This window comes from Streptomyces sp. NPDC048258, assembly GCF_043201995.1.
Taxonomy (GTDB): Bacteria; Actinomycetota; Actinomycetes; order Streptomycetales; family Streptomycetaceae; genus Streptomyces.
On sequence record NZ_JBICZH010000038.1, the window covers coordinates 20456 to 34677 of the forward strand.

The following is a 14222-nucleotide window of genomic DNA, read 5'->3' on the forward strand; positions in this document are numbered from 1 at the left end:
GACCATCGCACCGAAGCCGCCCCCGCGGCCGCATTTCCATATCGAGAGCGAGCCAACCCCTGCTGGACGGCGTGACCGCCCAGCACGCAACCAGCGTGGTGCTGGAGGGGCGGAGGGTTCAGGTGTGGATGTGGCCGTTGCGGCCGTCGTGCGCGTCAGCGGTGTCGTCGTCGAACCAGTGGTCCCCCGCTGCCAGGTAGCGGAACGCGTGCCGCTGCCCGGAAGGCAGACTGACCGTCACGGCCCGCACTCCGCCCCTCCGGTCCTTGAGCTCGTGCGTGCCCGGGGTCCAGCCGTTGAAGTCCCCCACGACGCTCACCGGGCCCGGGGGAACGCCGGCGGGCAAGGTGAACGTCACGTCGGTGGAATCCTTGCGAAGCTTGCGTTCGAGCACGGGGCCGGCTCCCTGTTTCTCCGTCGGACAAGGCACAGGCCACCATGATCAACCCCGCATGCCTGAAGAGTGGTACGGCACGAGCAGTCCCCCCCGTTATGTTTTCCGCGGCCCTGCAAGAGGGCCGCTGGCCTCCGGGCCCGGCATGACTGTGTCCCCCTGTCGAACGGATGACCTGGGGGGTGGTGTCACCGGGCCCGGAAGGTGCCGTCGGAGACGCTGATGAGAGGTCCGGCCACCGTCCGGTCCGGCGCAATGCCGGACAGCTCGCGGACGGCAGGTCTGCATAACGTGAATGCGCGAGCACGACACCACCGCCGAGGCCGGCACGTTCAACTCCCTGGGAGGGGCGCGATGTTCGACACCGAAGACGTGGGCGGGTTCCTCGGCCTGGACGTCGGCAAGAGTGCCCATCACGGGCACGGACTGACTCCGGCCGGCAAGAAGGTCTTCGACAAGCAGCTGCCCAACAACGAGCCGAAGCTGCGGGCCGTCTTCGACAAGCTGGCCGCGAAGTTCGGCACCGTGCTGGTGATCGTGGACCAGCCCGCCTCCATCGGCGCCCTGCCCCTGACCATCGCCCGGGACGCCGGCTGCAAGGTCGCCTACCTGCCGGGCCTGGCCATGCGCCGGATCGCCGATCTCTACCCCAGTGAGGCGAAGACCGACGCGAAGGATGCCGAAGTCATCGCGGACGCCGCCCGCACCCTGCCCCACGCGCTGCGCTCGCTGGAGCTGACCAACGAGATCACCGCCGAGCTCACCGTGCTGACCGGCTTCGACCAGGACCTCGCCGCCGAGGCCACCCGCACCAGCAACCGGATACGCAGCCTGCTCACCCAGTTCCACCCCAGCCTCGAACGCGTCCTGGGCCCCCGTCTCGATCACCAGGCCGTCACCTGGCTGCTGGAACGCTACGGATCTCCGGCCGCCCTGCGAAAGGCCGGCCGCCGACGCCTCGTCGAGCTCATCCGGCCCAAGGCCCCACGCATGGCCAACCGGCTGATCGACGACGTCTTTACCGCCCTGGACGAGCAGACCGTCGTCGTGCCCGGGACCGGCACGCTCGACACCGTGATCCCGTCCCTGGCCCGCTCCCTCGCGGCCGTCCACGAACAGCGCCGGGCACTGGAAGCCCAGATCAACGCCCTGCTGTAGGCCCACCCTCTTTCCAAGGTCCTGACCTCGATGCCCGGCGTCGGCGTCAGGACCGCCGCCGTCCTGCTGGTCACCGTCGGCGACGGCACCGGGTTCCCCAGCGCCGCCCACCTCGCCTCCTACGCCGGCCTCGCCCCCACGACCAGGTCGTCGGGGACCTCGATCCACGGCGAACACGCCCCCCGAGGCGGAAACCGGCAGCTGGCCAGCCGGGAGAACGGCTCGGCGAACGTCCGGCGCGGGCAGTCCGCCGACCCGCAGACGAAGCGCCGGACCGTCAGCCGGATCACAAAGCTTTGTTCAGCAAGCGGAAGGTCCTTCAGCCTGCGCTGGTACCGGTCGTGGACCCGGCCCGAGAAACAGCCGCACCCCGGACACGCCGCCCCGGTCGCGCGGCCTCTCGCGATCACCTCGACCGCGCCGAACACGGCCGTAACCGCTTCGACATCCACATCGTCGATCCCGGCGAATACCAGTGAGTCCCAGAACGGTGCATCGGTCTGCATGACCAGCACCATCACCGTCCATAGCCGACCAGAGCATCGACCGGCAGGGACCTGAGGGAGCGTCACTTCCGGCTATCCGAGGGCACGGCGTACGCGGTCTCACGCGGACAGGCGCGTCGCAATCGAACATCGAGGTAACGCTCCGCGACGGCTCCCCAAGATCTGTGCCAGAACCCGTAACTCGCCGACAAAGCCAATGTTTGCCACCCTGCCGGGTGTCAGGCCCCAAAGTGGGTACAGAAGGAGGCTCCGAAGTGCCCCCTCAAGGAGCCCACTTCGGCTTACCCAGCCAGCACGGGTACGGGGCTTGCCCACGCCCAGCTCAGCAGCGTGGCCGGGCCGGCGGCCGCGGGGTCGCCTCGCAGCCAGCAGTGGATCGTCACCCTCGTCTCGTCTCCTTAGTTTCCGTCGCCAGCCCACGGGGGGCCGTGAAAGGAGGGCGTCGCGAGCACGAACGAACGGATGGGCGGAGTGGGAGTTCACCCTCGTGTCCCTCGCATCCACTGCAGCGAGGCGGTATTGGCAGGCTGCAGTCGGCAGGCGAGCTGCTGCGTTCTCCCAGGTGCCCGCCCTACGCTGTCGCCGACCGCATTCGGCCATTCCTGAGTCACCACACGTCATGGGTGTCCCCTGAGAAAACATCAGAAGTCGCCAAGACGCCTTCGCTCCGGTTTCCCAACAGGGTGTCGCCCCCTCAGTTGCCAAGATCAACGAACGGTAATCCGGTTACGAAGGATGACGAACCCACTGGGCGGTTTCTCCCGGTTTGATAGATCAGAGTCTTCAGGCCAGGTCAAGGGCTATTGGCTGGCATGGCATATGCGGTCTTGCCGACGATATGGCTGCGCAGACGACTCATCGGCTGACTAGCCGCTGCGTCGTGTCGAGCCCTACGGGCTCTCCAATTGGGGAGGGATCTTTCATGTACCGCATCGCCAAGGTTGCTGTTCTCGCGACAGCCGCCGTCGCCTTCAGCGCCCCCGGCGCGACCGCAGCAACGTCCTACATCTACAACAGTTTCAGTCAGGACCTCGAGCGCCATGGGGTGAGCTGGGCGTCTGTGATGGCGTGCGACGGTGACCAGGACGGGAACTGGGTGAAGGCTCACTTCTCGCGGGACAACGGGTTTACGAGCTACACCGCGACGACGGGCGGGCAAGGAACCTGCACCGAGAGTGGCGTCGACACCACCAACCGGGTCACGAAGCACCGCTCACAGCAGATCCGTGAATGGGCGACCGACCCCTACGGCCCCTGGCAGTACCGGCCCTGATCCAGCACGTGCTCATCGCGCGGAGCCGGAAACGTCAGGCGCATCCGGCTCCGCGCCGCCCGGCCAAGAATGAGGAAGCATGCGTACCGACCTGCACAGCCGGAAAACGGCCGCGGTGGAAGTGAGGGATCTGCACTACAGCATCGGCGATCGCCGTCTTCTGAACGGTTTGACCCTCGATGTTACGGCTGGGTCGTCCGTGGCTGTCACGGGTCCCAGCGGATCGGGGAAGACGACCCTTCTCTGCTGCCTCAGCGGTTTGATCGCTGCTTCCTCTGGCGTCATCCGCATCGCCGGCGTCGATATCTCCCAGGCATCCGCCGGGGAGCGAGCCGGCATGCGGCTGCGCACCGTGGGTACCGTCTATCAGTTCGGTGAGCTGATCCCGGAGCTGTCACCTCTGGAGAATGCCGCACTGCCGGTTCTCCTTGCCGGGGGCGACGCGAAGAAGGCGTATGCGGACGCGCAGAGCCTGCTGGATGAACTTGGAGTGCAGGAAGCCTCGTCCAAGCGCACCTCGTCGCTGTCGGGTGGAGAGCGTCAGCGTGTCGCCGTTGCTCGCGCGCTGATCGGCAGGCCTTCTGTAGTGCTGGCGGACGAACCCACTGGTTCCCTCGACCAGCGCACGGGCAACGTGGTCGCTGATCTGCTGTTCGGCCTACCGGAACGCTTTGAGTGTGCGCTGATCGTTGTCACGCACAATCCTCAGATCGCTGCCCGTGCCGACCGGACGCTTGAACTGACTGAGGGGCGTCTGATTGCGGACTCGGAGGAGGGCAGGTGAACAGGTACGTGTCCATGCTCCGGCTCGGGCACCGAGTTGGGATGTCCAGCGGCGTGTCCGCCCTGGTTCACCGCTTCGGACTGTTCGCAGCGTCCTTCTTAGTACTGTGGGTGGTCTGGAGCCTCCTTGCGGTGGATGCCGGCTTGGACGCTCGCCAGGAGCGACAGGACGCTCGTTCCCCTGTCATGACCCAGCAGAGTCGGGAAGCGGTGGCCCGCTGGCTGGAGCGGCCGGACTACGCCGACGGTCAGGCGATTTCGGTTGTCTTCCTGGAGCCGCTCCAACCAGGTGCCAGTCCGCCCCCGGGCCTTGAGAGGTGGCCCGAGCGGGGTGAATCGTTCCTTTCACCCCGGGCCGTCGAACATGCGGGCGGAGCGCTCGTCTCCCGCTACGGCACGATGGCCGGGATCATTGGACGAGATGGCCTTGCCGAACCTGATGAGTTGCTGGTGTACGCGCGGTCCCCCGTCGAGGGCATCTTCGACGAGACAAGCCACAGCACACTCATATCGGGCTTCGGACGTCCGGACTCGCAGTTCATCGACTACTTCACCGTAAGTCACCAGTTCGAACGCTCATCCGGTGACCTCTGGGTACTCCTCCTGCTGTTCACCGTGATGCCGGCCGCGGCCTCCCTCATGGTCGTGATACGCGGCGGCGCGGAAATGAGAGACCGCCGGATCTCGATGCTCGAGGCTCTGGGAGCTTCGCGCGCATCACGACTGCTGGTGGTCATCGGTGAGGCCGCTCTCCCTGTGCTGGCAGGCTCACTGCTGGCAGCAGCGGCAGCGTGGGCCACGACCGTTTGGGACACCAGCCTCCCCTTCACCAGGCACACCGTCTCAGCCGGCGATTTGGCACCACTGCGCGTGTGGACCCCCCTGCTGATCCTTGTCGCAGCTGCCCTCGTCCTGGGGATCAGCGCGCTGCGCTATGCCCGACCTCCCAAGCGAACCACCACCCGTCCACAACAGACCAAGGACGCGTCTGGTCGGACGGTATGGGTGCTGTGCGCGATGGGTTCTGTCCTGTGCCTGTACGGAACGTGGCGGGCAGACGGTCCGGGACGGGTCGTCTTCTTCTTCGGAGCCATGCTCGTCCTCGGAGTCCTCCCCAGCCTAGGAGGTCGCCTGTCCGGCTCTCTCGGATCCGCGATCGCCTCTCTTTCGATCCGCAGGGGCGATGCGGCAGGACTCATTGCCGGGCGGTGGCTCGCTGCCAGGCCTGTCGTCCTTGCCGTACTCAGCGCGGCCATGATTGTGGGACTCGGTCTGACGACACTGGGCCAAGTGGTCACCAGCCAGCTCGAAGGACCTGAAATTGCTGCCAAGCACTTGTCCGGCGCCACCAACCGCAACGCCGTCCTGATCAATGCCTCGGGTAATCCGGCTCGCTTTGACCAGCTCCGTCAACAGCTCCCCGACTATCCCTCAGCCCTCATGTACCGCGAAGGCGATCGCACGGTGCTGTCCGCCGACTGCAAGTCATTGGCGTTCTTCGGAACACTGCCCACCTGCCCCGAGACGACAACAGAACTGACGGAGGCGGTGAAGGACATCGGGGTCACGCCCCGCACGGCGCTGGCCGTCCTCGGCCTCGCACCGGACAGGGTAAGCATCACCTCGCGTGACCCTGGCATCACCAACCCTGAAAACGTCTCCCTGGTCGTCTTCAACACCTCTGGCGGGGCCGGAGCCGATCGGATTTGGGCTGCCGCCTACCGGACGCTCGGCTTCCCCATGCTTGAAGTGCCAGTGGAGTCGGGGATGCTCGGCGCGCAGGCCCGGGCCGACTACGTCAAGTGGGTGCTGGATTCAGCTCTGGTCGGTCTACTTGCTCTAGTCCTCGCCGGAATCGTGGGCGCGGCCTCCGTTTTCGACGACCAGGCGCGCGGCCTCGGCCCGATCGCTTCGTTCCGAAGCGACAGGAAGTTCTACGTTCGCGTGGCCCTCTGGAACCTCGCGGTTCCCCTCACGGTTGTGGGAGCGGGCGCCGGTGTGGCTACGTATCTACTCGGCCAGATGCTGCTCTCGATCGGCGACGGAGGCGAGCTCTCCGGCGGGTTCGTGGCTACCGGTTCACTCGGTATCGCCATTGGCGGTGTCATCGTCGCCGTCGTATGCGCAGAGATCGCAGTTCGGCGTAGCCGAACCTGGCTCCCTGCGGGCGACTGATCAATCCATCCGAACAGAGGAGCGCGGGAACGGGTACCGCTCGGGGCTTTCCCGTCGTCGTGCACACCGATTGTCACCCGGCGGCAGCCGGCGTAGTCGATCGCTGCTCGGATGCGATCGGACCGAGGTGGACGTAGGCAACGGACATACGAACGTGCCGTTCCCGCATTTCGGACGGCGAACAAGCCGAGTCCTCCGGGTCACCATCGCTCGCCGGCTTCCCGCTTGGGCGGTGAATCGCCGACAACCGGGGCTCCTACGGCCGGGGTGACATGGACACCGATCGCATCCGGCAGCTGGGGAGACTGGGCGCGGTCTGTAGCCACTTCGACGTAGCGTGGGGAAGGGGCCGGCGGCGGTGCGCGGAAAGGCCGCCGAGCACCGGCACCTCCTGGCCCCACTCGACGCGACCCGCTTGGGCGTGGTGGATGTCTGGCGAGGACGCCCCGGAACTGCCGTTCCTGCTGCTGCGCCTGCCCGAGGACATCGTCACCGCCGTTTCCGATGGCGCCGAGCTGACCGCCGCTCGCGTAGCAGCGCTCAGTGTCGCTTGAGCCACCTGTTGGCGAGAACAATCAGGCCGATCACCGCTGCGACAGAGATCACTGCCATGATCTTCATTCCAGTGTCCATCATTCCAATCATTTACTTCTCCCTGATTCCTGCGAGTGGGGTGGCTAGCTGCGTTGCCTTTTGCCGTACGAGTAATAATGTGTGGCTCGACACTTACGATCCAGCCTGGGCATCATTTCGCACCGGACCGTAGCTGAGGAGGTCGCCCGGCTGGCAGCCGAGCACTCGGCAGATGCTCGTGAGAGTCGTGAAGCGGATTGCTTTTGCGCGATTGTTCTTGAGGATGGACAGGTTGACGTTGGTCACGCCTACGCGAACGGCGAGTTCTGCCAGTGTCATGTCTCGTTCGGCGAGGAGACGGTCGAGATGCACGTGGATTTCGTGGGTCTCGGTTTCCCCGTCGGACATCAGACAGTCCCTTCGAGGTCCTCGCGCATGGTGGCCCCCACACGTGTGATCCGTGCGAACGTGAGCACCCCTAGGGCGGTCAGGACTGTGAGGTAGGGGAATGCCGACGTGTGGAGTACCGCTTCGGCCGAGAATGTGACGTTGTCGGTCAGCGTCGCGAGCAGGGCTGCGCGGGCGCCGGCCTCGATGACTTCCGCAAACACGCTGCCGAGCAGCAGCCACCAGCCCAGGAGGTGCAGCCTGGAGGCGGTTTGTGTGGTGTAGACGCCGTCTCGGGCGGCCGACTGCAGCAGGCGGTTGAGCAGGATGAGCCCGCCGATCAACAGAATGAGCGTCGGTACGCCACCGAGCACTCTCAGCAGATGCTGGTAGTTGCTGGGGTGTTCGGCGCAGTACTGCGGGACCGCTGTGACGTGCGCCCCGTTTCGAGCGCTGAACATGGCGTCAGCAGCACTCGAGCTGCCGGAGATCCAGTCAGCGGTGGCACAGTTGCCCGGTCCGCTCCAGAATGCGATGTCGTTGTTGAAGAGGCTCAGGACAACACTGATCGCGAGGACGCCGACCAGCAGGCGGAGTACGCCCGAGACCACTGTGGACAGGGGTTCAAGGAGCTTCCGGTCCTCACTCACCGCCACCTCCGGTATCGTTTATCGATGTTATCGATAAACGATACCGGCGGGGTGGGGGAAGGGGAACCCCGTCCTCAACCCGGGTCACTGCGGCGGCACAGAGCAGCCCGGGGGCAGCAGACGAAAGCACGGCAGGCGCGGCCAGGCTCGCCCCCGTGGGCGTCATCACTCCACGGGGGCAAGCATCCGGTTCCGCGCCTGCCGAACTGCGAGCTTGGTCAGCTCAGGGCCTACCGGCCGGCGGCTTGGTCAGGACCGCCGGTGCAGGTGCATCAGACCCTCTTGAGGTATCCGTCCTTGAAGCCGTCCTGGTCAGCCCACATGCGGTGACGGCAGGACCAGGTGCCGTACATGGCGAACTTGCCTGTCCATACGGTCTCTGAGTGGGCGTTGTTCCCCGGGTCGGCAGAGATCCAGTTCTTGATCGGCTCGTGGTCGAACGACAGGGCCGGCACCCAGTTGGTGTGGCTGGCCCAGCCGTTGTGGACGACCGTAACCCTGCTGCCGGAGACCCGGTAGTTGACGCCGAGCTTCACCGTCGTGACCTTGACGCCGACGATCGTGTCGGAAACGCTGTGCCAGGCGTTCATGTCACCGGCCACCGCGCTCGGAGAGTTCGACGAGTTCGACTCCTCCTTGTTGATGACGATGTCGCCGCCGGCCAGCACGCGCTGCTTGGCGGTGGGGCTCTGCGCGACGTCCATGAACGCCTTGAAGTGGTCCGGCTTGTTCAGGTAGCCGAGGAACTTCTCCTGCTTCTCCTTGGGCAGGGCCTTGAACTGAGCGATCGTCTCAGCCGCAGCCGGGTCCTGCTTGGCCTCCAGCCATGCGACGTACGCCTGCGGCGTGGAGGGCAGCGGCGCCTCTACAGCACTGGCCTGCGCGGGCAGAGCCGCCGCCAGCGTTAACGCTCCGACGGTCGCGGCCATCGCGCCGACGAATCCTCGGCGAGTGGTGTTGCTCATTTCAACTTCCCCCAAAACTTGTTCCTGCGTAACGCATACAGAAGGAGCGCACAACTGAAATCAGCCTGGCGCAGGAAAGGAATTTCCCCAGGCCCCCCAACCTTCTGCATGTAAGCGCCGTTGGTCATCGGCGCTTGACTGAACGACAGTCACATACGCCACAGCGCCCCGGCAACCCGCATTTGATTCTTCTGAGGTTTGTTTGAGGTTCGCGGCGAACTCCCGCTCGGCACGGTAAATACTTCAGGACACATTGGCGCACTTTTTAGCCATACCGAATAAGTGAAATGCACCGCTCCGTTAAATGTCGATGATGTCTGAATACGCCCGGCAAAGGCCAGAGCCGGCCGACACTCACAGCCTCAGCAGGGGTTCTTGCGACGGAGCTGTAGCCATGCCCTGGCAGCGATCGGCCTCCTCGCCTGGACCCGCCTTCTGCTGCTGAACGGCGAGCTGGCCGACACCGAGCCCAAGAAACTCCGCTACCGGCTGCTGCATGTCGCCGCCCGTCTCACCCACGGCGGCCGACCCCCTCCACCTGCGGCTCTCCGCCACCTGGCCCTGGAGATACGAACTCGCTGCCGCCGTCCACTGACTCGCAGCCTCGCCCCGCCCGGCCAGCTGACCAGCAACCCCCGACCCACGACCCGAGGAACCCTGGAGAACCCGACCACCGCGCGGGATCCCGCCATGCCCACCCACCAACACCGCCCCGAACAACCCCGCTCGGCCCCCAGCCGCAGCTGAAACGGCGAGGCTAAGCCTCAAGAAGGGTGACCCTGGCGGCCTGGTCACGGGTCTCGATCCGCTCGCGGGGGTCGCCTCCGCACGCTGTCAGCAGCATGCCGGGCAGGACCTACGCACCCAGGAGGCATAACTGATGGACTTCAGCCTCCGGGCGACGAGCGCCGCCGCGTTCTCGGCTGTCATCGACCTGGGCCTTCCGAACGCGGCATGTCGCCCAGGCTGGCGATCCGGTGCTCGACAAACCTCGCCCGCCACCGACCCGCCGACCCCGGACACCCACCCGACGAGCTTGACCAAAGGCACAGGGGCGCCCCGACCCTCTGCGATTGGACGCCTCCGTCGGTCGACGGCTTCACGGAGGAGCCGTCAGACAGCAAATGAGCTGTTGGGCAACGGCTTTGTCCATCTCCTGAGGCTAGTTTGAGCATCCAAGCAGTCCGACCGGCGCGGGTCTGCATTTCAAGTCATTTCTGGAATCGTTTCAGCCACGATAAACAACGCGCCTATATCGCCGACTCGACTGCTTCCAGAAAGAGAACCGTGCACCCTTCTCATGGTTCGGCAGGAATAACCGGAACGCGCACCCGGCTCGGGCGTACCGCATCCACCACTCTTTCCGGGAGCGCGCGGCGTCTAGGGTTCACAATCACAGGGGAGGATGGGCACGCCGCCTCCGCTTCAGGGCATGTGCCCCTACTGCAAGCGCGGCAGCACAGATGCCTGCCGCCAGCCAGGGAGCCGTGCGCTTGACCATGTCGGCCAGCGTAGGGGCAGGGTCGTGGCAGTCAGGGGCTGCGGGTTCCACCCGCAGTCGGGCCCAGTCCTTGGACAGCTTCCCCTTCTCTCGCCACACCACGGTGTAGAGACCCGGCTTCGCGTCGCACCTGATGCGGACGACCGCGGAGACCCTCTTCGCTCCGTGCATGACCACTGGTCGCGTGAACGCCGACGAGATCAACGTGACACCTCCGTCGCCGCCCATCTCCAGGCCATCGGTGGCCGTCATCTCGCCGCCGGCCCGCACCGACCGCACGTCCCACGGGCTCGCAGGCCACTCCACATCCGCAGGCCAGCGCTCCTCCTGGGGCTCAGGCGGCAACTCGGAGACCCGCCGCCCGCATGCCGCACGCTCCGTCGCTTCAGCCGGAGCCACCCGGACGCTCCCCCAGAGCCGCGTCACCTCGGAGGGGTTCCGGTCCCCACCTGATCCGATGCGCACCTCGTAGGACCCGGGCGCAGCGGTACAGGAGATCGTCATAACCGCGGTGACGTGCGGATCGTTCATCCTCATCCGGCCATCCGCGGCGAACGCTTCGGAGAAGACCCTGTCGCCGTTGCCGACGGCGTCCTGCAGGCCCACTGAGACGCTGACCTGCTCTCCAGGCCGAACCAACTGCTCGGCGCCACTTTGAAGCGGCAATGGCACATCCGTAAGCGGAGCGGCCTGCACGCCCTCCGCTCCGAGTGACATGAACAGCGGAATCGTCAGGACCGCCGCGCCGATCCATGCCCGTAATCGCTTCATTTGTCGCCTATCTGGATTCGTTGACGATCTTTCACACCACTGCCTACTCTGCCCTCTTCATCGAACTGACGCACTAACACACTGCGATGCCAGGCGTCATCACTGCGCTCAGGAAGCAAGTCATTGAGATCAAAATGGTTGACCGCACTCGCGCTCGGCACCAGCACCGTGCTACTCACCGCCCCCGCTGCCCTGGCGGCGTCGGCCGCTCCCTCTCCGGCCGGCACAAAGCTCCCTTCCCCCTCGGCCTCATCCTCGTCGTCGCCCCCCACACCCAGCCCTTCAGACTTACCCCGCTCCACGCCCTCCGCCTCGCAGCTTCCCCTTCCGGCCGCACCACCGGTATCCGCTCCCCCCTCTCCCTCCGCGTCCACCCCCACCTCACCCACTGCTTCCCCGGCCTCAACCGCGGACGAGCAGTACTGGACAGCTGAGCGGATGGCCCAGGCCAAGCCAATCGACGCCGCCCGCGGCACCGGGCCCACCAACGTTCCATCAGCACCCAACTCGACAGCCGCTGCACCGCGGGACACGCCCCACGCCGCGCATTTCGACGGCCTCCCGATGGTGGGGACGTTCTTCTTCGACGGCACGCCGGTCGGTGGAAACGCCACCTACTGCACTGGCAGCGTCGTACGTAGCAAGGGAAAGAGCCTGGTGCTTACCGCGGGGCACTGTGCGAACGGCCTGAACGCGGCCACCCACCGTGTCTTCGTGCCGCAGTACCAGTTCCTCAAGATCCCGGCCAACCAGCCGTGGGGACTCTTCGCGGTCGGCGAGGTCTATAAGGACCCCCGCTACCCCGACACGGGCCAGACTAGGGCTGCCGTTTCGGACCTGGACTTCGCCTTCGTCACCGTCGCCCCCAATGGCAAGGGCGCGGTCGAGGACGTCGTCGGCGCCCTCACTTTCACCACCTCGACGTCGTACGACCACAACGTGACGGTCGTCGGCTACCCGGCCCACGCCAGCGACAACAGCCAGCACAAGGCCATCCGCTGTGATGTGCCAACCCGTCGGCTGTATGGGTTCCGGCAGATGCAGATGGAGTGCGGCGGCTACTACGGTGGTGTCTCCGGCGGTCCTTGGATCAGGGGATACAACGCCTCGGCCAGGACTGGAGAGGTGATCGGGAACGTCGGGGGAATGGGCGGTGGCGGCGACGTCGACTGGATCTCGTACTCGCCGCTCTACGGCAAGGATGCCCAGGACCTTTACAACGACGCCAGCAACGGCATCGGACCGAAGAACGTCCATCGCGGCACCTTCCAGCCTCCGACGGACGGTCCGGTCCTGCCGGGAAGCGGCGAGACGTGGAAGCACGCCAAGCAGATTTCCGCCGGAGACTTCTCCGGCACAGGTCACAGCGATCTGCTCGTCATCTGGACCGACGGCGAAGTCACGCTCTACCCCGGTGACGGCAACGGCGGCTTCCGTCCCGAACGGCAGCTCCTAGCGCCCAACGCAGGCTGGAAGCCGGTCGCCACCATCACCGCCGGCGACTTCACCGGCTCAAACCAGTTCGACCTCATGGTCCGCTGGGACGACGGCAGGATGACCCTGCACGGCGACGTCGGCTCCAACGGCCTTGGTGCCGGCGTCGAAATGGCTCCCTCAGGGTCCATCTGGAGCCACGCCACCCAGATAGCCGCCGGCCGCTTCAACGCCGCCACCTACGTCACCGACCTCATGGTGCGCTGGTCCGACGGCGAGCTCAGCCTGTTCACCAACGTGGGCGCCGGCACCCTGGGCCAGGAATACAAGCTCAAGGACCCCAACAGCACCTGGAAGGACGCCACACTGCTGACGTCCGGGCAGTTCTCCGGCAACCAGAAGTGGGACCTCATGGTCCGCTGGTCCAGCGGCGAACTCGACAACTACGTCGGCACCACCACCGGCGGACTCGGCGGCGAGCAGCGCATCCACGGCCCCAACAAGACGTGGACCCACAGCGTCATCATGACGACCGGACAGTTCACCAGTGACGGTCTCACCAACGACCTCATGATCCGCTGGACTGACGGCGAAACCACCATGTACCAGGACACCCGCATGAACAGCCTCGGCACCGAGCGGATGATCTCCCCGCCGGCCTGACCCGCCCTGATTGCCCACTGCGAGCACACCAGGCACCACCGTGGGGTCCAGAACCAACCGGATCACCGGCGCACCCCTTTGAATGCTGGTGGCTTCGCAGCACAGGAATGCAGCAGCGCTGCGATTACCCCGTGAGTGCCACATGCGACGGGCTGGCCCGCCCACGCCGGGCCGGCCCCGCCGTCAATCCGGTCACCGCCCGCAACCCGCTCCCATTCTGCAAACTGAGCTTCAAGCTGACGTCGTGCACTCCGCGAGGATGTCGGGCATCTGTGCGGAGAGCGCACGGCATCGTCGACGTGCACCGATTGCACCGCGCCGGGTGGGATCAGCGGCCGGCTTCCGGACCGCGGTGTGGGTCGGGATGGGAGCGGTGTGCGCGTTGGTCGTCCTCGTGCACCGGACGCGGCGCGGTGGCGTCCTTGCGGTCGGCGTATCGGTCCATCGTTCTGCGGGCTTGAGCGGCCGCCTTCGTGAAGACGTCCTGGAGCTGGCGCAGCTGCTCGTCGGTGAACTCCAGGGCTTCGACGTCGGTGCGCGACTTCTTCAGGGCCCGCACGGCCGTCAGGTCGAGCACAGGCTTGTCGTCCAGGCGGTCCGGCTCGGCATGGGGATCGGTGTCCGGGAACGGCACGAGGAGCTGCTCGGGCATCGCGGCCTGCTGGTGGGCGGCGACGTCGTACATGACGCAACCCGTACGGCGGGCGGTGCGGAGCTGGGCGGCGAGCATGGTGGAGGCGATGACCGCACGGTCGTAGCGCAGCGGAACGCGGGGAATGTCCCACTCCCCCGTCTCCAGCGGCAGGTGGGGGGCGTCGGGGTCGCGGGGGCCGGCTGGTGGCTGTTGGTCCGGGTCGGGTGTGGCCGTGGTTTGCCGCCAGCGGGTGGATGGCAGGTCGGCCATGGCCAGGCGGGCGGTGTAGAGGCGGTAGTCCGACATGAGGCCCCGCACGGTCTTGGGTTCGCTGATGTCCACGCAGTGCGCGGCG

Annotated in this window: 13 protein-coding genes and 2 pseudogenes; 7 read left to right on the top strand and 8 right to left on the bottom strand. The window is 66.1% G+C overall.

Going from position 1 to position 14222, the window contains the following annotated elements:
* Positions 1 to 118: 118 nt before the first annotated feature.
* Positions 119 to 394 (bottom strand): isoamylase early set domain-containing protein, encoded by a 276-nt coding sequence (locus tag ACGFYQ_RS39885; protein WP_393751951.1) that lies wholly within the window; start codon positions 392 to 394, stop codon positions 119 to 121.
* 354 nt (positions 395 to 748) lie between these two features.
* Between ACGFYQ_RS39885 and ACGFYQ_RS39890 the strand changes: the two are divergent.
* Positions 749 to 1756, top strand: a pseudogene (locus tag ACGFYQ_RS39890) (IS110 family transposase); the annotation flags it as partial.
* Here the strand turns inward: ACGFYQ_RS39890 and ACGFYQ_RS39895 are convergent.
* Positions 1672 to 2070, bottom strand: a complete 399-nt coding sequence (locus ACGFYQ_RS39895) for a transposase family protein (RefSeq protein WP_393751975.1) — start codon at positions 2068 to 2070, stop codon at positions 1672 to 1674. The pseudogene ACGFYQ_RS39890 and the gene ACGFYQ_RS39895 sit on opposite strands and share 85 nt — an antisense overlap.
* 910 nt (positions 2071 to 2980) lie before the next feature.
* Between ACGFYQ_RS39895 and ACGFYQ_RS39900 the strand changes: the two genes are divergently transcribed.
* The 4 genes from ACGFYQ_RS39900 (at position 2981) to ACGFYQ_RS39915 (ending at position 6843) form a co-directional block, all read left to right on the top strand.
* Positions 2981 to 3331 carry a hypothetical protein gene (locus tag ACGFYQ_RS39900; RefSeq protein ID WP_393751953.1) on the top strand — a complete coding sequence of 117 codons (351 nt, stop codon included), beginning with the start codon at positions 2981 to 2983 and terminating at the stop codon, positions 3329 to 3331.
* 79 nt (positions 3332 to 3410) lie between these two features.
* Positions 3411 to 4115, top strand: a complete 705-nt coding sequence (locus ACGFYQ_RS39905) for an ABC transporter ATP-binding protein (RefSeq protein WP_393751955.1) — start codon at positions 3411 to 3413, stop codon at positions 4113 to 4115.
* 41 nt (positions 4116 to 4156) lie between these two features.
* Positions 4157 to 6289: an FtsX-like permease family protein gene (locus ACGFYQ_RS39910; RefSeq protein WP_393751957.1), complete on the top strand. Its 2133-nt coding sequence runs from the start codon at positions 4157 to 4159 to the stop codon at positions 6287 to 6289.
* 428 nt (positions 6290 to 6717) lie between these two features.
* A complete protein-coding gene (locus tag ACGFYQ_RS39915; RefSeq protein ID WP_393751959.1) occupies positions 6718 to 6843 on the top strand; it encodes a hypothetical protein in 126 nt (41 codons plus the stop codon).
* Between the two features lie 172 nt (positions 6844 to 7015).
* Here ACGFYQ_RS39915 and ACGFYQ_RS39920 read toward each other — a convergent pair whose 3' ends face one another.
* The 3 genes from ACGFYQ_RS39920 to ACGFYQ_RS39930 form a co-directional block, all read right to left on the bottom strand.
* Positions 7016 to 7270, bottom strand: coding sequence for a helix-turn-helix domain-containing protein (locus ACGFYQ_RS39920; protein ID WP_393751961.1), 255 nt, complete (start codon positions 7268 to 7270; stop codon positions 7016 to 7018).
* The gene (locus ACGFYQ_RS39925; protein WP_393751963.1) at positions 7270 to 7899 is read right to left on the bottom strand and encodes a DUF2975 domain-containing protein; all 630 of its coding nucleotides are present in this window, start codon (positions 7897 to 7899) and stop codon (positions 7270 to 7272) included. The genes ACGFYQ_RS39920 and ACGFYQ_RS39925 overlap by 1 nt, the downstream gene beginning before the upstream one ends.
* A gap of 272 nt (positions 7900 to 8171) precedes the next feature.
* Positions 8172 to 8864, bottom strand: coding sequence for a hypothetical protein (locus tag ACGFYQ_RS39930; protein ID WP_393751965.1), 693 nt, complete (start codon positions 8862 to 8864; stop codon positions 8172 to 8174).
* 405 nt (positions 8865 to 9269) lie between these two features.
* Here ACGFYQ_RS39930 and ACGFYQ_RS39935 point away from each other — a divergent pair.
* Positions 9270 to 9459, top strand: a pseudogene (locus ACGFYQ_RS39935) (transposase); the annotation flags it as partial.
* Between the two features lie 798 nt (positions 9460 to 10257).
* Here the strand turns inward: ACGFYQ_RS39935 and ACGFYQ_RS39940 are convergent.
* Positions 10258 to 11136 (bottom strand): hypothetical protein, encoded by an 879-nt coding sequence (locus ACGFYQ_RS39940; RefSeq protein WP_393751967.1) that lies wholly within the window; start codon positions 11134 to 11136, stop codon positions 10258 to 10260.
* Complete coding sequence (locus ACGFYQ_RS39945) at positions 11133 to 11438, bottom strand: hypothetical protein (protein ID WP_393751969.1); 306 nt, start codon at positions 11436 to 11438, stop codon at positions 11133 to 11135. The genes ACGFYQ_RS39940 and ACGFYQ_RS39945 overlap by 4 nt, the downstream gene beginning before the upstream one ends.
* A 262-nt stretch (positions 11439 to 11700) precedes the next feature.
* On the opposite strand from ACGFYQ_RS39945, the gene ACGFYQ_RS39950 reads away from it, so the two are divergent.
* A complete protein-coding gene (locus tag ACGFYQ_RS39950) occupies positions 11701 to 13233 on the top strand; it encodes a trypsin-like serine peptidase (protein WP_393751971.1) in 1533 nt (510 codons plus the stop codon).
* Positions 13234 to 13561: 328 nt separating this feature from the next.
* On the opposite strand, the gene ACGFYQ_RS39955 is transcribed toward ACGFYQ_RS39950, so the two are convergent.
* Positions 13562 to 14222: hypothetical protein (locus ACGFYQ_RS39955; RefSeq protein ID WP_393751973.1), on the bottom strand; the 661-nt coding region annotated here is incomplete at its 5' end.

Excerpts from the sequence above, each read along its gene's own strand:
- ACGFYQ_RS39915 (WP_393751959.1), top strand. The coding sequence starts at position 6,718 with ATGTCTGGCGAGGACGCCCCGGAACTGCCGTTCCTGCTGCTGCGCCTG.
- ACGFYQ_RS39900 (WP_393751953.1), top strand. The coding sequence starts at position 2,981 with ATGTACCGCATCGCCAAGGTTGCTGTTCTCGCGACAGCCGCCGTCGCC.
- ACGFYQ_RS39930 (WP_393751965.1), bottom strand. The coding sequence starts at position 8,864 with ATGAGCAACACCACTCGCCGAGGATTCGTCGGCGCGATGGCCGCGACC.
- ACGFYQ_RS39920 (WP_393751961.1), bottom strand. The coding sequence starts at position 7,270 with ATGTCCGACGGGGAAACCGAGACCCACGAAATCCACGTGCATCTCGAC.
- ACGFYQ_RS39940 (WP_393751967.1), bottom strand. The coding sequence starts at position 11,136 with ATGAAGCGATTACGGGCATGGATCGGCGCGGCGGTCCTGACGATTCCG.
- ACGFYQ_RS39895 (WP_393751975.1), bottom strand. The coding sequence starts at position 2,070 with ATGGTGCTGGTCATGCAGACCGATGCACCGTTCTGGGACTCACTGGTA.
- ACGFYQ_RS39905 (WP_393751955.1), top strand. The coding sequence starts at position 3,411 with ATGCGTACCGACCTGCACAGCCGGAAAACGGCCGCGGTGGAAGTGAGG.
- ACGFYQ_RS39910 (WP_393751957.1), top strand. The coding sequence starts at position 4,157 with ATGTCCAGCGGCGTGTCCGCCCTGGTTCACCGCTTCGGACTGTTCGCA.
- ACGFYQ_RS39950 (WP_393751971.1), top strand. The coding sequence starts at position 11,701 with ATGGTGGGGACGTTCTTCTTCGACGGCACGCCGGTCGGTGGAAACGCC.